Source organism: Burkholderia sp. 9120 (genome assembly GCF_000745015.1).
In the GTDB taxonomy this organism is placed as follows: domain Bacteria; phylum Pseudomonadota; class Gammaproteobacteria; order Burkholderiales; family Burkholderiaceae; genus Paraburkholderia.
This window is the reverse complement of sequence record NZ_JQNA01000002.1, coordinates 3,278,590-3,296,137: the sequence shown is the minus strand read 5'-3', so window position 1 is coordinate 3,296,137 and position 17,548 is coordinate 3,278,590. Positions and strand designations below refer to the sequence as shown.

Annotated in this window: 18 protein-coding genes; 11 read left to right on the top strand and 7 right to left on the bottom strand. The window is 60.3% G+C overall.

Going from position 1 to position 17,548, the window contains the following annotated elements:
* Positions 1–119: 119 nt before the first annotated feature.
* Positions 120–1,937 (top strand): DUF4153 domain-containing protein, encoded by a 1,818-nt coding sequence (locus FA94_RS22965; protein ID WP_051980671.1) that lies wholly within the window; start codon positions 120–122, stop codon positions 1,935–1,937.
* Positions 1,938–1,982: 45 nt separating this feature from the next.
* On the opposite strand, the gene FA94_RS22960 is transcribed toward FA94_RS22965, so the two are convergent.
* Positions 1,983–3,221 (bottom strand): ammonium transporter, encoded by a 1,239-nt coding sequence (locus FA94_RS22960; RefSeq protein WP_197070235.1) that lies wholly within the window; start codon positions 3,219–3,221, stop codon positions 1,983–1,985.
* A 378-nt stretch (positions 3,222–3,599) separates the two neighbouring features.
* Between FA94_RS22960 and FA94_RS38165 the strand changes: the two genes are divergently transcribed.
* From FA94_RS38165 to FA94_RS22945, 3 genes are all read left to right on the top strand, one after another.
* Complete coding sequence (locus tag FA94_RS38165; RefSeq protein ID WP_197070234.1) at positions 3,600–4,160, top strand: cupin domain-containing protein; 561 nt, start codon at positions 3,600–3,602, stop codon at positions 4,158–4,160.
* A 106-nt stretch (positions 4,161–4,266) separates the two neighbouring features.
* Positions 4,267–4,908, top strand: coding sequence for a glutathione S-transferase family protein (locus FA94_RS22950; protein ID WP_035555516.1), 642 nt, complete (start codon positions 4,267–4,269; stop codon positions 4,906–4,908).
* A gap of 65 nt (positions 4,909–4,973) precedes the next feature.
* Positions 4,974–5,465, top strand: coding sequence for a GNAT family N-acetyltransferase (locus FA94_RS22945; RefSeq protein ID WP_035555512.1), 492 nt, complete (start codon positions 4,974–4,976; stop codon positions 5,463–5,465).
* A gap of 138 nt (positions 5,466–5,603) precedes the next feature.
* Here FA94_RS22945 and FA94_RS22940 read toward each other — a convergent pair whose 3' ends face one another.
* On the bottom strand, positions 5,604–6,095 hold the full coding sequence (locus FA94_RS22940) for a GNAT family N-acetyltransferase (RefSeq protein WP_035555506.1): 492 nt from the start codon (positions 6,093–6,095) through the stop codon (positions 5,604–5,606).
* Between the two features lie 66 nt (positions 6,096–6,161).
* On the opposite strand from FA94_RS22940, the gene FA94_RS22935 reads away from it, so the two are divergent.
* Together FA94_RS22935 and FA94_RS22930 are read left to right on the top strand one after the other, a co-directional pair.
* Positions 6,162–7,142 (top strand): LysR substrate-binding domain-containing protein, encoded by a 981-nt coding sequence (locus tag FA94_RS22935; protein WP_035555503.1) that lies wholly within the window; start codon positions 6,162–6,164, stop codon positions 7,140–7,142.
* 172 nt (positions 7,143–7,314) lie between these two features.
* Positions 7,315–7,668: a BON domain-containing protein gene (locus FA94_RS22930; protein ID WP_035555501.1), complete on the top strand. Its 354-nt coding sequence runs from the start codon at positions 7,315–7,317 to the stop codon at positions 7,666–7,668.
* Between the two features lie 41 nt (positions 7,669–7,709).
* On the opposite strand, the gene FA94_RS22925 is transcribed toward FA94_RS22930, so the two are convergent.
* On the bottom strand, positions 7,710–8,315 hold the full coding sequence (locus tag FA94_RS22925; RefSeq protein WP_035555499.1) for a TetR/AcrR family transcriptional regulator: 606 nt from the start codon (positions 8,313–8,315) through the stop codon (positions 7,710–7,712).
* Between the two features lie 131 nt (positions 8,316–8,446).
* Between FA94_RS22925 and FA94_RS22920 the strand changes: the two genes are divergently transcribed.
* Complete coding sequence (locus tag FA94_RS22920; RefSeq protein ID WP_035555497.1) at positions 8,447–9,370, top strand: NAD-dependent epimerase/dehydratase family protein; 924 nt, start codon at positions 8,447–8,449, stop codon at positions 9,368–9,370.
* 2 nt (positions 9,371–9,372) lie between these two features.
* Positions 9,373–9,717 carry a DoxX family protein gene (locus tag FA94_RS22915; protein WP_035555495.1) on the top strand — a complete coding sequence of 115 codons (345 nt, stop codon included), beginning with the start codon at positions 9,373–9,375 and terminating at the stop codon, positions 9,715–9,717.
* A gap of 137 nt (positions 9,718–9,854) precedes the next feature.
* Here the strand turns inward: FA94_RS22915 and hpnH are convergent, their stop codons facing one another.
* Positions 9,855–11,411, bottom strand: coding sequence for an adenosyl-hopene transferase HpnH (gene hpnH, locus FA94_RS22910; RefSeq protein WP_197070233.1), 1,557 nt, complete (start codon positions 11,409–11,411; stop codon positions 9,855–9,857).
* Positions 11,412–11,812: 401 nt separating this feature from the next.
* Here hpnH and FA94_RS22905 point away from each other — a divergent pair, with 401 nt between their 5' ends.
* Both FA94_RS22905 and FA94_RS22900 read left to right on the top strand, forming a co-directional pair.
* Positions 11,813–12,448: a hypothetical protein gene (locus FA94_RS22905; RefSeq protein WP_035555493.1), complete on the top strand. Its 636-nt coding sequence runs from the start codon at positions 11,813–11,815 to the stop codon at positions 12,446–12,448.
* Between the two features lie 345 nt (positions 12,449–12,793).
* Positions 12,794–13,750 (top strand): phosphotransferase family protein, encoded by a 957-nt coding sequence (locus FA94_RS22900; RefSeq protein WP_035555489.1) that lies wholly within the window; start codon positions 12,794–12,796, stop codon positions 13,748–13,750.
* 76 nt (positions 13,751–13,826) lie between these two features.
* Here FA94_RS22900 and FA94_RS22895 read toward each other — a convergent pair whose 3' ends face one another.
* From FA94_RS22895 to FA94_RS22885, 3 genes are all read right to left on the bottom strand, one after another.
* A complete protein-coding gene (locus FA94_RS22895) occupies positions 13,827–14,588 on the bottom strand; it encodes an SDR family oxidoreductase (protein ID WP_035555486.1) in 762 nt (253 codons plus the stop codon).
* A 64-nt stretch (positions 14,589–14,652) separates the two neighbouring features.
* Positions 14,653–15,546: an alpha/beta fold hydrolase gene (locus tag FA94_RS22890; protein ID WP_035555484.1), complete on the bottom strand. Its 894-nt coding sequence runs from the start codon at positions 15,544–15,546 to the stop codon at positions 14,653–14,655.
* Between the two features lie 123 nt (positions 15,547–15,669).
* Complete coding sequence (locus FA94_RS22885; RefSeq protein WP_035555482.1) at positions 15,670–16,515, bottom strand: EamA family transporter; 846 nt, start codon at positions 16,513–16,515, stop codon at positions 15,670–15,672.
* A gap of 116 nt (positions 16,516–16,631) precedes the next feature.
* Here FA94_RS22885 and gcvA point away from each other — a divergent pair, with 116 nt between their 5' ends.
* A complete protein-coding gene (gene gcvA / locus FA94_RS22880; protein ID WP_035555479.1) occupies positions 16,632–17,534 on the top strand; it encodes a transcriptional regulator GcvA in 903 nt (300 codons plus the stop codon).
* The last annotated feature ends 14 nt before the right edge of the window (positions 17,535–17,548 follow it).

The following is a 17,548-nucleotide window of genomic DNA, read 5'->3' as shown; positions in this document are numbered from 1 at the left end:
CCCCATGTGTCCCCGATCAATACCTATAATGACCTTGCACTCGAATAAGGCGTTCGCGCACAAGGTCATCAGACCGGCGCAACCGTAAAAGAAAACAAACTCGGGAATGAGGGGTGGAGATGCAAGATAACCCGCAGGGGACACTGCAGGCTGCGCCAGGTCGAGCGCTTTTCGTGCCACGACTCGTGATCGGCATTTTCCAGGGATTGGTGCTGTATCTGCTCATGAACGCTGCGCACAATCGCAGCGGCATCGCAACGATCCCGCTTCTGTTCTTTCCGCTCCTTCTCGTTACGCTCTTCACTCCGCCGGCGTTTATCCTCGGTCTGCAACAAATACGGAGCGTTCGACTCGCGATGTGGCTCGCCGTGCTCGCCGCGGTTGTCGCGATCCTTGGTTATCACGATGCGTGGCGATCGGCAGGCGTCGACCTGGTCGGCATGCGGCCGTACGGCCGCACCGGAGGCCCGCTGCCGTCAATGGCGGTGACCTTCCATAGCGGTGTGATTGTATTCATTGCTTATTGCCTCGTGCTCACGGGCGAGACTGCAAGGTCGTGGTTTGCGCCCTACGAGTCGTACTTCGAATTCAGTTGGAAACTCGGGCTTCAGGTTTGCCTTTCCGGGTTGTTCGTCTGTGCGCTCTTTCTCGTGCTCTGGTTGGGGGCCGCGCTCTTCCTGTTGCTAAAGCTGCATTTTCTCGAACGACTGCTACGCGAATCGTGGTTCAGCATTCCCGTCAGCGCGATGGCGTTTGCGTCGGCCCTGCACATTACCGATGTGCGGCCGGACATCATTCGCGGCTCGCGTACGCTCGTTCTGTCGCTGCTCTCCTGGCTGCTGCTGGTCCTTGTGGTCATCGTCGGCGGATTTCTCGCGTCCCTGCCGTTCACCGGACTTGGACTGCTGTGGGCCACGCGATCCGCTACCTGGATCCTGCTCGGCGTCGCGGCGTTGAAAATCGTCCTCGTCAACGTGGTTTTCAAAGGTGGCCCAGGTTCCAATCCCGCACCGCGCGTGCTGCGCGTCTGCATGAGAATTGCGTGTCTGATGCTTCCCGTGCTGGTGATACTCGCGACTTACGCACTCGCGCTGCGTATCGAGCAGTACGGCCTCACGCCACCGCGCATTCTGGCCTGTGCAGCAACGTTCGTGGCTTACTTCTATGCGATCGGCTATGCATGGGCGGCGCTTTCTCGCAACGACACACTCGCGGGAATCGCGCCCGTGAATGTGATCACGGCGTGGGTATCGGTCGCTGTGCTCGTTGCTGTATTCACGCCGTTGGCGGACCCGGCACGTCTGTCAGTCGACAGCCAGGTCGACCGTCTCCTCTCGAACAAAGTCGAGCCCGAGAAGTTCGATTACGAATTCTTGCGATATCGATCGGCGAGATACGGCGTGCAGGCGCTCGCGCGCCTGCAAGGCGAGACAAAGACAGCGAATGCCGCGACCATTCGTGAACTGAGCGCTCAGGCCGCACATCAGTCTGCTAGAGGCACGTTGGGCACAGCCCAACCGGATGCCGCGGCGCTCGCTCTCACCATCGTGTCACGTACGCCGGGGCAGCCGGTTCCCGCGTCATTTCTGTCGACGGACTGGGGGCGAGTCTCGCGAGACAGGATGCTCCCAACCTGCCTGAACTTTGACGCCATGAAGTGTGACGCTTACCTCGTCGACCTGACCGGCGATCATAAAACCAACGTCGTGCTCTTCCAGAACGGCGGAAATATTGGATTCGTTTTCGACCAGGCCAGCGGCGGCGGTTGGGAGTTGCTGGGCAAGTTCTCGATTGCTCCAGACTGCGCCGCGTTTCGCGATGCGTTGGCGAAGGGGACGTTTCAGCTCATTGAACCGCGACTGCGAGACGTTCAGGTCAATGGTCAACGCGTCGAAATAGAGACGACGCCAACGCTGGGTGCAGCCTGCTCGAAATAGCAGGTTTCGAGCAAGCGGCAGTCGTCTCTTCGTTTCGGCTGAACCTTAGTCGAGATAGGCCGCCTCGCCGTGCAATTCGGTATCGAGTCCGCGCTCCTCGGCTGAGGCATGGACCTTGACCGGCGTTGCGCGATCGATCAGCCACAACATGGCCCAGGTAAACACAAACGCCCAGACACCGGACACGACTACCGCCACGCACTGTTTGAAGAAGAAATCGACACCGCCGAGCAGGAGTCCGTCGGCGCCGTTCGGATTCCACGCCTTCGATGCGAATACCCCGAGCATGATCGTACCGATCAAGCCACCGACGCCGTGTACGCCCCACACGTCGAGCGCATCGTCGAGGCCGAGCCGGTTTTTCAGGGCGACCGCGTAATAGCAGACCAGTCCCGCGATAATCCCGATGATCGACGCTGTGCCGAGCGACACATAGCCGGCCGCGGGCGTGATCGTCGCAAGACCCGCCACCGAACCGGTCAGCAAGCCGATGAACTTCGGTTGCCGCGCGTTCAGCCATTCGATCACCAGCCAGGTGACGGCGGCAAACGACGCGGCGACGTCGGTGTTGAGAAACGACGAGGCCGTAATGGCGTCAACGCGAAGTTCGGAGCCGGCGTTGAATCCGTACCAGCCGAACCACAGGAGGCCCGTGCCCAATGCAATGAGCGGCACGTTATGGGGTTTGTGCGTCATCACGTGACGGCGGCCCACGTAGAGCACCGAAGCCAGCGCGGCGAATCCGGCGGTGTTGTGCACCACGATACCGCCCGCATAGTCGAGAACGCCCCACTTCGCGAACAGGCCATCCGGGCTCCAGACCATGTGCACGAACGGAAAATACACCAGCACGAGCCAGCCGGTGAGAAACAGGAAATAGGCTTTGAAAGTCACACGGTTGGTAAATGCGCCGGTGATCAACGCGGGTGTGATGATGGCGAACATCATCTGATACGCGACGTGAACCACGAGCGGAATACCGGCGTCGTTGCCCGTGTACATCGTCTGCAAGGTAATGCCGCGCAGGAAGGCGTAGTGAGTCGGGTCGCCGATGATGCCGTGCCAGCTCGGACCGAAGCACATGGAGTACCCGAACGCAAACCAGAGCACGGTGGTCCATGCGAGCGAGATGAAGCTCTGCATCATGATCGACAGCACGTTCTTGCGTTCAACCAGGCCGCCGTAGAAGAACGCGAGCCCTGGCGTCATCAACATGACCAGGCTCGCACAGAGCAACATGAATGCAGTATTGCCGACGTTGATCGGCATCGTTCCGGTAACCACTGATCGTCTCCTTGATTGTCGTTGCGATGGCGGACCGGACAATCGCGTTGGACCGGATCGTGGGTAGTCACCGCACTTTTTCGCCGCGACGCCGATCGTTCGCCATCGGGTTCTAGCGGCTGCCGAAAAATATTCCCGCACGAGTCGAGGCGCAATACGCGTGGGCGATATAGTGGGATTCGCGTGATCGTTATGGCGACCGCCAGGCAAGACGTCGAGCGATAGGCGGGCGGGTAAACGACGAGCTGGGGATTACTTTGAGTAAAGCGCGTTGAAAGGCTTTATGTGAGAACGTGTAAGGCATGAGAATGGATCGCGACGCCTGTCCTGTCTGTCGTGTTGTCGTGTCCGAACCTGATATCAATGACGGAGATGAAAATGGAAGAAGAGTCTGGGCGTCCGGTGACACCACCGCTTGTCGTCAACGTCGCCGACGTTAAGGAAATCGAGCAAATGGAAGGCGATCATTGGGGAGGCGCATGGAAGCCCCTAACGCCGGCTCTCGCCGCGAGCCCTGGGCGTCTCGGCGCCAATCTGTCACGCGTGCCTCCGGGCAGAACGGCCTGCCCTTTTCACACGCATGCACGAGAGGACGAGGTGTTCTTCGTGCTGTCCGGCCGCGGCGTGTTCCGTCATGGCAATACCGTGCAGGAAATCCGGACGGGCGACTGCATCTCGTGCCCGGCGGGCACCGGCGTCGCTCACCAATTGGCGAATCCATTCGACGAGGATCTTGTCTACTTCGCGGTCGGTTTGAATGATCCGCACGAGGTCTGCACCTATCCGGACAGCGGCAAGGTGATGATCCGCAGCCTGAAGGCCGTCGGCCGGTTGGCGGAGGCGCCGTATATGGACGGGGAACCGGACAGGCCGAAAGTACTGGATCTGGCGCAATCGGTCGTTGCGGGGACGGGAAAGAGCGGAGACGGAGGGGGTTAGTGGAAGTTTATAGAATCGCAGTCAGGCAATGACGAACGCTCGTGGGACGATTGCCTGACTGCGAACTGTCGTATCCTCGCGTTTCATTCGTGACGGGGGCAATCCTGTGCCGACAACCGAAGAAGTGAAACTATACGGAGCCGCGTGGAGCGTCTATACGCGGATTGCCCGGCTTGCCCTGGAAGAGAAACGAGTCAATTACGGCTTGATAGAGATCGATGTATTCGCCGAGACCCGTGTTCCGCAAGAGCATTTGAAGCGTCACCCGTTTGGCCGCATTCCGGCTTTCGAGCATGGCGATTTCAGCCTCTATGAGACGGCGGCGATCGTTCATTACGTCGACGAGGCTTTCCCCGGATGCGCACTTCTGCCGGCAGATCCGAAAGCGCGCGCGAGGGCAAACCAGATCGTTGGGATACTGGACGCCTATGCGTATCGAACGCTTGTTTGGGAAATATACGTGGAACGCGTTGTTTCGATTCGTGAAGGCCGACTCGCGGATGAACATAAGATCGCCGCGGCGCTGCCGCGTGCCGCCATATGTTTGTCGGAATTGACCCGGCTGTCCGATGACGGTGAATTCCTGATCGGCGACAGCGTAACCGTGGCCGATCTGTACGCCGCGCCAATCTTCGCCTGCTTCACCCAGGCGTCTGAAGCTGTTTCGTTAATGGAAGGATGCGAAAAACTGAACCGCTGGTGGCAACGATTCGCCATCCGCGACAGCATGTACCGAACACAGGCATGACCCGATGGGTGTGAAGCGGCCCAGATGCGGCAAAAAAATCAATGCAATCGACCTCAAGAACACCCATGATTATTCGGCCTGCCGACGCTACCGACCTCGATTCCCTACACGGTCTTCGCAACCACTACATCTCTCATTCGTATGCGACCTTCGATGAGGAGCCGATGTCCAAGGAGGCAGTGACTACGTGGATGGATTCATTTAGCCACGCTGGCCCGCACCGACTGTATGTGGCGACCGACGCAGAGCGATTGCTCGGCTTCGCTGGGAGCCAACCCTATCGCAATCATCCAGCCTTCCGCAAAACGATTGAAACGAGTATTTATGTCGCGCCAGGAGCAGTAGGTCGCGGCATCGGATCGGCATTGTATGAAAGACTATTCACGGAACTGTCGGGTGCCGACTTACACCGTGCGGTCGTTGGCATTGCCTTGCCGAATGACGCATCAATCGCTATGCATCGGAAGGCGGGGTTCACTGAGGTTGGGACGTTTTCTGAGTACGCCGTCAAGCACGGTAGCTACGTGAGTTCGATCTGGATGCAGCGCGCACTTTGACAAATTCTTTCGTGGTCGCGCGTCAGGATAACGATCATCGAATAGCCGATTGCAAGCGGGAAATGGACGTCTGCGGGATGGAGCGCTCTCCCGGACCCTGGCGCCTCTGCGCCATCCGGCGGTGAATCGATTCGCGACTCAAATCGCCATCATCATCTCGTGCCACGACATGCCGCCATGATCGGAACCGGACGGCCTGACATAGCGATAACCAAGGCGTTCATACAGTGCGACATGACGCTCCCTGCACATGAGATGAATGGTTTCCTTGCCCATCTCAACCATCCGCGAGACGAAGGTTTGCATCATCAGCGACGCGTAGCCTTTCCCCTGCTGCGCCGGATCGATCACCACCGACATCACCACGACATTCGGCGCGGCAGGGTCGTGCCCGACAAGCTCCTTGAACGCTTCGTCGGACATGACCACGTCGAACGCACAGCCGCTGTTGATAAAGCCGATCACCTTCCCGTCGAGTTCCATCACCAGGAACCCTTGCGGGTATTCGAGAATTCGAGTGGCGATCTTATTCCGTGTGGCAGCCTCGTCGCCCTCATAGGCCGAGGTTTCGATCTCAAAGCAGTGGTCGGTGTCGGACGGAATCGCTTGTCGGAAGCTCGGCGTTGTCATCTGCAAGGTTCGACCGGAGACCGGTCGCTGAAGGTAGGAAAGACACGATGATAAAAGAGATGCAATATGCACATGCTGCATTTCATTCATCCAACATTGCACATCATGCATGACAGCCTTCGCCGTATCGATCTAAACCTTTTGCTGGTCTTCGACGCGCTATTCCGACATCGGAGCGTAATCTCGGCGGCCGAGGAGCTTTGCCTAAGCTCGTCGGCATGCAGTCACGCGCTCTCGCGTCTGCGCAGCGCTTTGGGAGATGAGCTTTTTGTCCGCTACGGAAACGGTATGCAGCCGACGGCGAGAGCTGAACAGATTGCATCGGGCGTCAGCGAAGCATTGCGAAACCTGACGGGCAGTCTGGCGGATTTTGGCCCGTTTGTTCCGTCAGAGAGCAGTCAGACCTTCGTGTTCGCCGCGACCGACTTCACCGCGTTCGCGTTGCTACCTCCGTTGATCGCGGCGCTGGAATGCGACGCCCCTCAACTCCGCGTCCGCGTGATCTATTCGACCCATCGCGAATCGTTGGATGACCTCGCCTCTGGGCGGGTTCAGTTCGCCCTCGGGTTTTCGGAGGAAGACGAAAATGCGGAATCCGGACTCGAATCGCTCGATTGCCCGGCGGACGATTACGTGGTCGCGGTCCGCAAGGGGCATCCGCGAATCAGGAAAAAGCTGTCGCTGGCGCAGTACCTGGCAGAACGGCACGTCGTCGTTACCCCATGGAACGCCGAAGGCAGTGTTGTCGACGGGACGCTGCTGAAGTCGGGATTCGTTCGCGACGTCGCCGTGCAATTGCCTAGCGTGATGGTCGCCCCATTCATCGTCGCCAATTCGCAGTTTCTGATCACGTTGCCTCGACGGGTAGCGCGACAACTGGCGAACGCGATCCCGCTAACGATTTACCCTGCGCCGTTCGATATTCCGCGCTACGTACTCAAGGTATTTTTTCATAAGCGACACGCCGGTTCGCCAGCGCACCGCTGGATGCGTGAACAGATGGTGTCTGCATTGAACGCGTTACCGAACGCGGCGAGAACAAGCTGACCGTAAGGCAAAGAACGCCAACCTGATCGTGGATTTCTTTCTAGCGAGCGTGTGCCCAGGCTGTGATGAATGCGGCTGATTCCGCAGACGAGAAAAATCGGTGCCGGCACGCCTTCTCGCACTCCATAATTCAGACCGTGGGGAACGACAACCCGCACACTGGACGAAAGTCATGATCCGCAAACCCGTACGGACCCTGTGGGCGGCTGTTGCAGCGGCGGCTTTGTCGGCTTGCGTGCAGACGGGTCCAACGTACTCCGTGCCGGCGCCGCAGCGGATGATCGGTGGCGACAACGAAGCACAGTCCGACAGCGATCTGTCGAAGGCAGTCCGGCAAGCGCTGGCGCGGGCGCCTGGTTTCAATGTGGCAGGCGTGTTCGTCCGTGCTCGTGACGGCGCGGTATTCCTGACCGGAACGGTGCATAGCGCCGATCAGATCCGCCAGGCCGAGCAAATCGCGCGGACCGTCCCCGGCGTACTGGTCGTGTCGAACAAGCTGACGTTGTGGCACGGCGGGAATGGCTAAGCGCCCCACATGCGGCGGCTCGACACCTGATGCGACGCTCCCTAGCGAAGCGCAGCCGCCACCGCCTCGTCAATCTGCAGCGCGAAACGCGCTTCAACATCGGGCACCGTGAAGCCAATCGACAGTTCCAGATACGCGTCACCGAGCACCAACTGAACGAAGGTCGCTGCCCGCAATGCGGCAGTCGATTCATCAAATCTCTTTCGCAGAATTTTAGCGGCGAAGGCGCGCACGACCTTTGCGCCATTTTCGTGAAACACCTGACCGAGTTCCGGAAGACGCTCGGCCTCGGCAACGATGGCCCGGTAAAGCCGCAAATAATCGGGCTCGATAAGGCTTTGTGCCATCACCCATCCCAATTGGCGCAACTCGACTTCGGGTGAGCCATCGGATTGCCCGTCCTGAGCGCTGACCAGAGCGCCGCCCACCTGAGCGCACATCGAACTCACCAAGCCAACGAAGAGCGCCTCCTTCGACTTGAAGTGGCGGTAGACCGTCTGCTTGCCGACGCCAGCAGCCGCGGCGACATCGTCCATCGTTGCCAGGCCGAAACCCTGGCGTAAAAAAACGGTTTTCGCACCGTCGAGGATGGCGGATCGCTTACGGAGTTGCAGCGGGCTCAGATCGGGGAGAGAGGGCGTGTTCATCCCCCGATAAATAACAGATCGCCGGACCGTTGACAAGACTGGTCAGTCTCGTTTAGATTTGCGGAAACGAGACTCATGAGTCTCGTTCGAGTGATTTATCGACTTCGCAGACATTCATCGAGGGAAACGCTATGGAACTGTTCATTACTGGTGGCACGGGCTACATCGGGCAAGCGGTCGCGCGCAAGGCAATCGGCCTCGGCCATCAAGTGACGGCGCTGGTGCGCCAGGACGGCTCGGCGGCCGCCCGCGCGCTGGCACGTCTCGGCGTGAAACTGCATGCCGGCGACCTGCGTGAGCCGCAGTCTTTCGCGGCGGCTGCCGGCGCCGCTGATGGCGTGGTGCACGCCGCGTCGACCAACGACGCTTCCGCCGCTGCTGCCGACAAGGCCGCCGTTGAGGCAATGCTGTCGCATTTGCGTCCGGGCGCGGCGTTTGTCTATACGTCGGGCACCTGGGTCTACGGGAATACGGAGGGCGAATGCGCGACGGAAGCAACGGCGCTGAACCCGACACCACTCGTCGCGTGGCGGCCGGCTGTGGAGCAACACGTGCTGGCGCTGGCAGCACGCCGCTCGATTGGCGCCGTGATCCTCAGACCGGCGATGGTGCACGGCTACGGTGGCGGTGTCTTCGGCATGCTCGCCGGTATGGTCCGTCAGACCGGCAGTGTGAGAGTCGTCGGCGATGGTCGCAACCACTGGCCTGCCGTGCACGTCGACGATCTCGCCACGGCATATCTGAGCGCGGTGGAGCGGGCGGCAAGCGGAGACGCTCCAGTTACGGGACAAATCCTCAACGTAGTCGCGGAAGACGCCGTTGCCGTCGCCGAAATGGGCGAAGCGATCCGGGCCTCGGTCGGCGCCGATCGCGTCGAATTCTGGCCGCTCGACGATGCTCGCCAAGCGCTTGGGCCATTTGCTGATGCACTAGCGCTCGACCAGACAGTCAGCGGCCAGCACGCCCGGCGGGTCCTTGCCTGGGAACCCCACGGCCCACGACTGATCGCGGACCTCTCCGTGCAGACGCACTTTCAGCAAGGCAACGGAGCATGACGATGGCGCTCGACACCGCATCTTTAGAATCGATTCTCGCGATGATCGTCGCGGTGCTGTTCGCGGTGGCTGGCGTGGTCAATCTCGTGGGACGCGGCGCGGTGAAGCGTGACTTCGCACGCTGGGGTTACCCAGCCTGGTTTCATTTGCTTTGTGGCGCGCTTGAGCTGTTGAGTGCGGCGCTTCTCGCTGGACAACAAACGAGAGTGTTAGGCCTGGCGTTGGCCGGCGCGATCATGATCGGCGCGCTTTTCACGTTGGTGCGCAATCGGGAACCGTTCCGGCATCTCGCCCCGGCGCTGCTCTTCTCGGCTCTTGTGGTGGTTACTGTGGCGGTCCGCGGTTGAAGTACCGTTGCCACTATGCGAGTGAGCCCGGGGCGCTGTGCATGGCATCCACATTGCCCACCTGGCTTCGACAGGATTGAAGTTCGCAAGACGCCAGCCGGGCATTCGTCTGAATGCCGGCCGGCCGTCTTTAACGATTAGTCGCCGAGATATTCCGGCTCGATCTGGATGTTCTGCTCACCGGCAGCTTTCTTCTCCCAGTATCGCTTGACCCAATTCTCGAAGGTCTTGCCGGCGGCGGTGTCCTTGCCGGTGAACGCAATGGAACCGATCTGCGCGTACGGAATGGTTTCCTTGTCCTTCTTGCCGGTCGGAATGATCCGCACGAAGCAGTCCTTGAAGGCCGCGCCGTACTGGCGGTCGTACAGATAGCCCGCGACAGCCGAGCCGTCCTTGCGGGTGATCGTGACGTCGCCACGGTAGTCGAAGGCCTTTTCCATCGCCTCGCGCACTTCCGCTTCGGTCGTCAGTTCGGGCGCCCAGCCTTCGAGTTTCTCGTGTGCCGTGCCAGGAGCGTTCTCCATCTCATCCGGCGCGACTGCCTTGACCGGTTGCGCGACGGCCTGGACTTCTTCAGTCTTCGCGGCGTCGGCGCGCTGCGCCTTCGGGATAAACGTAATCGGCACTTCGTGCGTGGTTTTCTTCCAGCCGGCGAGAATCTCGGTCGCCTCACGGTCTTCGTAGCGATCGAACAGCATGGCCTTGACCGTCTGGAACATGCCCTTGAACGAACCGAACGTGTAGTTCACGCCGCTCGCCTCGTAACCCGAGTGCACCATGCAGTTCGCGCACTTCGGATTGCCGCTTTCGGTGCCGTATTCGGACCACTTCACGCTTTCCATCAGTTCGTCGAAGGTGTCGGCGTAGCCGTCCTGAAGCAGGTAACACGGCTTTTGCCAACCGAAGATGCTGTACGTCGGCATACCCCACGGCGTGCAGGTCAGCTCCTTCTTGCCCATCAAGAATTCCATGAACATCGGCGAAGCGTTGAAGCGCCAGCTTTTCTTCCGGTTCGACAGGATCGAGCGGAACAGCTTTTTCGAACGTGCGCGGCCGAGGAAGTGCTTCTGGTCCGGTGCCTTGTCGTACGTGTAGCCGGGCGACACCATCATGCTTTCGACGCCCGCTTCCATCATTTCGTCAAAGTGCAGGCGCACGCTGTTCGGATCGGCGCCGTCGAACAGGGTGGTATTGGTCGTGACGCGGAAACCCGCCGCCACGGCCGCACGCACGCCTTCCATCGCGATGTCGTAGCCGCCTTCGCGGCACACCGCAAAGTCGTGATGCTCGCGCTGGCCGTCGACGTGAACCGAGAACGACAGGTACTTGCTCGGCTTGAACAGGTGCAGGTTCTTCGCGAGGAGCAGCGCGTTCGTACACATATAGACGTACTTTTTACGCGCGACGAGGCCCGCGACGATCTCGGGCATCTGCGGATGCAGAAGCGGTTCGCCGCCCGGAATCGCGACCATCGGCGTGCCGCATTCCTCGACAGCCTTGAAGCATTGCTCCGGCGTCAGCTCAGATTTCAGGACGTGCGCCGGGTATTGAATCTTCCCGCATCCCGCACACGCGAGATTGCAGCGCATCAGCGGCTCGAGCATGAGGACGAGCGGATAGCGACGACGCCGCATCAGCTTCTGTTTCAGGACGTAGGTAGCGACCGTCCAGGCCTGCGAAATTGGGACTGCCATGTTGCAAATACTCCTCGTTAACCGGTGACTCGACAGGCAACGTGCAACGGTGGTCTATCCAATACCGGGCGCCCGATTGGGGGTTCGATCATGGGCCAAAGACTCTTCCGTCGCGTCAATTGTCGACTTTGGGCGCAATGATCGCACAATCTGGGCGGCGAGGTCGGCCGGCGCATATTGGATCGCCCTGCATCGCCTGCCTGGCCGGAATGCCAGCGGGCAGGGACTTGGGCTATAAATGGCCGTTTTTGACGGTCAAGCCGCCCTTGATGGGTCGCACGCGGGCCGTCGTCGGATTCCGAGGGCGGCCAGACGGCGACATGTGATCGAGATGTCGACTTTCTGTTTTTCTGGAACAATAATTGTCACGATAAATAACGTTCGACTCTTTCGATCAAAATATGAATACAAGAAGCGAGAAGGGAACTGATACGCGATATTTATTTACAAAAAGCCTACTTTGGATCGCCTTTTTCGCTGCCTTGATTTTGTCCATATCTATTGTCACCTCCCTGGTGTTGATCGATTTTATCCACGGAAATCCGAACAGATCCAAAAGCAACGCCGTGTTGATGATGATTTTAACTCCGCCGTTGTTTAGCCTTGTAGCGGCGATTGGAATATTTATTGTATTTTCACTATCCCAGATCGCCCAGTCGTTCATGACGCGCGTTCTTCATCCTCGTGTTGGTCGATACGCGTACATTTTTATCGGTCTGATGGTCCCGTTGATCTCGATTGCGACCTGGTATTGCTATGATTATTTGACACCCACTGATTTCAATCTTGGAATAAATGAGGGGGAAAACTGGATGCCGTATCAACACGGCATAAGCCTGAAGAGATATCTCGCGACGCTGGCATGCCAGGGGTTGGTCACAACGTTTAGCCTATTTTACTTCGATGCCGGAATCCGTCATCGCTCAAAAAAACCAATCATTCTGGGCGTTGTGTTTCTGGCGATTATTATCGGCACCATCCTGGGATATCGCGACGCGATAATCCAATACCAATTCATCGATCATCCATCTTCATAGGCAGCAACCTATTCGGGGCTCGTGGAGGAGCGCTCCGCTCTCCTCGCCGGCTACGAATATTTTTGAATCGTCGCTGTCAGAAGTCGCGGCGGTCTGCTTTGGGTGAAGTCGGAACCCTTGAAAAAAACCGGTTGAATCAGCGCCCCCCGCCTAACCTCACCAACGCCCCCACAAACTCAGCCAGAATATTTCGACGGGTTACGCGGCATGACAACACCAACAGCACACGCCCACCTACCTTACCTCTCCCGTTACGCCCGAAACATTCTCCAATAATCGGTCAATTGCCGAGCCCTGCCCCCGCCTGCTGTAATACGCCGCTACCAAGGCACACCGGGCGGCAAGATGGGCGATCAGCCAGGCAACGACGATGCAGCAATCGCCCAATGCATCGCAGACGTACACGGCGAACGGCCGCTGCGACTCGAGCGCCAGGCGTTCGCTCACAGCAGCAACACGGTGTACCGCGCCCACATGGCCGGCGGCCGTTCACTGGCGGTACGCGTCAGCCCCAAAGCTCAAACGTTCTTGCACACCGGCGCGAATCTCGCGGCGCTGCATGGCCTCGGCCTGCCGGTGCAGACCGTGCTGGCCCAAGGCACCACGCCCACGGGTGGCGATTTCGTGGTGCTCGACTGGCTGCCCGGCCGCGATCTCTTCTACGTCTTCGACTCGCTCGATGCCCGGCAGGCCGAACGGATTGCCGAAGCCGTGATCACCTTCCAGTGCCGGGTGGCGCAACAACTGCCCGCCCCCGCGCAGGGTGGTTTCGGCTGGACCGCGATCGGCGCCCGTGCGCCTCGTGCACGCTGGACGGAGATCTTCGACGAGCCTACCCCGATTGCGTCTCACGTCGCGACACTCGCGCGTGCGGATGCCACGCCGATCGACCGCTTTCGCGCGCGACTGGGCCTCGTACGCGCGTCGCTCGAAGACTACTTCGACACACTGCGCCCGGTCTGCTTTCTCCACGATCTGACCATCAAGAACGTCCTGGTGGACGACAACGAACTGAGCGGACTGATCGACTTCGACTCGGTGTGCTACGGCGATCCACTGCTCGTGCTGGGCACGACGCTCGCGCACATCGACACGCTGGTCGGGGAACGTGGCCGCCGCTACGCCGAAGCGCTGCTACGCTGTTGGGCGCCGCAAGGCGAGCGCAGGCGCGCGACGGGCTTCTACGCGTCGCTCTGGGTCATCGGCCTTTTATCAGCCGCGATCGAACAGGGCAACGCCGTGAGCGTGCACTTTCTCACGCCGGTTCTCGATCAACTGCTGAGGGTGGCGGAACGCGCGTGAGCACCCGGGCTTAGATGCCTGACACCTTGCGTCAATGAAAGCCCTGCACGTCGCACGCCGCACGTTGTCGTTCACCTCACTTGCCGCCGGTGACATCGAGGAACGTGCCGGTGACGAACGAAGCCTCGGCGCTCGCCAGCCACAGAATCGCCTGCGCAACCTCTTCGGGTTGACCGCCTCGTCCCATGGGGATCGAGTCTTTGACGCGATCCACCCGCCCCGGCTCTCCGCCGCTCGCATGCATCTCGGTATAAATGTGTCCAGGGCGAATACAGTTGACGCGTATCCCATCCCGCGCGACTTCTTTGGCGAAGCCGATGGTGAACGTCTCAAGCGCACCCTTCGACGCAGCATAGTCGACATACTCGTTTGGACTACCGAGCCGGGCCGATGCCGACGAGACGTTAATCACGACGCCGCCTCGACCATTGTGACGACGCGACATCCGCTTCACCGCCTGCTGTGCACAAAGGATCGGGCCGATCGAATTGACCGCGAAAATGCGCTGCATCCGCGCGAATTCGAGATCCTCCAGCCGCGACTGCTGTGCAATGATCGCGGCGTTATTCACCAGCACGTCGATACGGCCGAACTTCCGGTCGATCGCGGCGAATAGCTGAGCGACCTGCTCAGGATCTGCGCTGTCCGCGCGCATCGCTAAAGCGCGTCGACCGGCGGCTTCCACATCGGCCGCCACAGCAAGGGCGGCGGATTCGTTGGAGACGAAGCTTATCGCCACGTCGTAGCCCCGCGCGGCAGCAAGCCGCGCAGTCGCCGCGCCTACGCCACGAGCGCCACCGGTTATCAGAATCAACGGGGTCTGCGAAACAGCATTCATTGAACGAACCTCCACGTGACGATGAAATAGTGATTCAGGCTGAGACTGAGCGAAGGGCGGCGGCTCAATCGGCCCAGGCGTTGATATCGAGCACCGCGCTAGCGAACGCTTCTGGCGCCTCCTGCGGCAGGTTGTGACCGACATTCGGCACGACGCGGTTCTCATGGCGTCCGGTGAAACGGTTTGAATCCGACTTGGTTTCCGACAGCGACGAGACGCCATCGGCGTCTCCTTCGAGTGTGATCGTGGGCACGGTGATCGACGGCATGGCCGCGAGGCGTCGCTCCATGTCGTCGAACTGAGGATCGCCCTCGACCAGTCCGAAACGGTGCCGGTAGGAATGCACCACCACGTCGACGAAATCCGGATTGTCGAACGCCTCTGCCGAGCTCGCGTAGGTGGCATCGTCAAAGCGCCAGGTCGGCGACCACAACGACCATAAGAGCCGGCAGAACGCGCGACGGTTCTCAGTCAACCCAGCCCGGCCGCGTTCACCATGCAGATAGTATTGATACCAGAGCCGATGTTCTTTCTCAGGGCTGGCCGGCCGCACGGCCTTGGCGATGTTCTGGATGTTGTAGCCGTTAACCGACACCAACCCTCGCGCTCGTGACGGGTACAGCGCCGCCACGATGCACGCTGCCCGGCCGCCCCAGTCGTAGCCACCCAGGACGGCCCGTTCGATCTGAAGCGCGTCGAGCAGCGCTAACAGGTCGGCCCCGAGCGCCGCCTGCTGACCCGAACGAGGGGTTGCCGGTGCGAGGAAACGCGTTGGCCCATATCCGCGAAGATACGGCGTGATGACGCGAGCGCCTTGTGACGTGAGGCGCGGCGACACATCGTCGTACGCGTGGATGTCGTAGGGGAAACCGTGCAGCAGCACGATCGGCCATCCGCCGGGGTCGCCCTGTTCGTCATAGACAACGTCAAGCAGGCCGGTTGCAATGTTCTTGAGCATGAAGCCATCCTTCTTGTGAAGTGGTCCGGCCTGTCGCCTCGAATGGCCGCCAGGGGACATGAGTTTGCGAGCATTCAGCGAAACGCTGACGCAAGAGCACCCCATCATGCGCTTCAGACAATGTCAAAGCCCCAGACACACCGCCCCCGCCGCGACGACCACGCACGCGAGCCAGCGCTTTGCGCTGACCGTCTCCCGCAAAAACAGTCGACCGATCAGCACCGCGAACACCACGCTGGTTTCGCGCAATGCCGATACCGCGCCCATCGCACCCGACTGCAGCGCCCAAATCACGATGCCGTACGCCGCGATCGACACGAGGCCGCCGACCAGCGACGAGCTCACCGCCCAAGGCTCCGCCCTCACCGGCGCCCACAACGCCGCGAGTCCTCGCATCGCGACGAACAGTACCGGCATCAGCCAATAGAACAGAAACATCCACGCGGTATAGGCGAGTGCCTGGCCGTCGGACAGGCGCACGCCAATACCGTCGATCACGGTATAGACAGCAATTGTCGCGCCGGTCGTCAATGCGGCCAGCACACCGGCGCGCGAAACACGACTCCCGTCCAGCGCAATCGCGACGATGCCGCCCGATATCATCACAATCCCCAGCACATGCAAGAGGCCGATCGCTTCATGCGCGAACAGCGCCGCGCCGAGCGTGACGAGCAGCGGCGACGAACCGCGTGCAATCGGATAGGCCCGCGCGAGATCGTTGCTGCGATACGAGCGCACGAGGGTCACGTTGTAAAAGGTATGCACGAACCCCGACGCGACGATATATGGCCAGGCCGCGGCGGCCGGCCGCGGCGTGACGAACACCACCGCGAGCGTGGCGATCGTTGCGATGGCGATACTCATCCACGTCATGGAAAGGAAGCGGTCGCGATTGCTGTGCAACATCGCGTTCCAGCTCGCGTGGAGCAAGGCGGCAAAGAGGACGAAGCCGCCGGTATAACTCAGCATGCGAATTCCGGGCCACAAAAGAAGGGATAGATTCAATCGAGTAAACAGAATATCTATCTTGTGACCCGCGAACAACTGAGATAAATTCGCATTTCGCGTTAGATAAACTACCCCGAATGAAACGGCTATTGCCTCCGCTCAATGCCCTGCGCGCTTTCGAAGCCGCGGGCCGGCTCGGCAGCTTCAAGGACGCCGCCGCCGAATTGCACGTCACGCACGGCGCGGTGAGTCAGCAGGTGCGCCTGCTCGAGGAATGGCTCGGCGCATTGCTGTTTGAGCGTCACAACCGGCGCGTGGCGCTGACACCGGCGGCCAGAGCCTACCTGGCGGAAATCGGTCCGCTGTTCGAGCACATCTCGCAAGCAACCGCGAAATACGGTCTGCCTCAACCGGTCTCGCGAACACTCTCCGTGAACGCACCCGCCACATTCACGTTGCGGTGGCTGGTGCCGCGACTGGCCACATTCCGCGCTGCGCATCCCGGCGTGGACGTCAACGTAGAGACGTCGAACGAGCCGGTGGAAAGTCTGCCGGGGAGTTATGAGGTCATCATCCGCGGCGGCCCGGATACTTTCTACGGCTATTCGATGCGGCCATTCCTGGCCGAAGAGCGGATCCCCGTCTGCAGTCCCGCGCTGCTGCAGCGACTGCCGCTGCAAACACCCGAAGACATCCGGCAGCACACGTTGCTGCATACGTCGAGCCTGCCGCGGCTTTGGCCGGACTGGCTGGCGAGAGCAGAAATTGCCGCACTCGCCCCGGCTGCGGCGCTAACCTTCGACCACTTCTATCTAACGTTGCAAGCCGCCGTCGATGGAATCGGTATCGCGATGGGACCGACCGCGCTGATCGCCGACGATCTCGCGGCCGGCCGGCTTGTCACACCATTCGCCGGTCCTCGACTGGCGTCGCGGAGCTATTGCACGTATGTGCCGGATGAGAAGTCGGCCGATGAACTGGTCGCGCTGTTTCGCTCATGGCTCGAATGCGAAGGTGAACGTGCGGTCTTGCGACAATAGGCCGGCGGATTCGC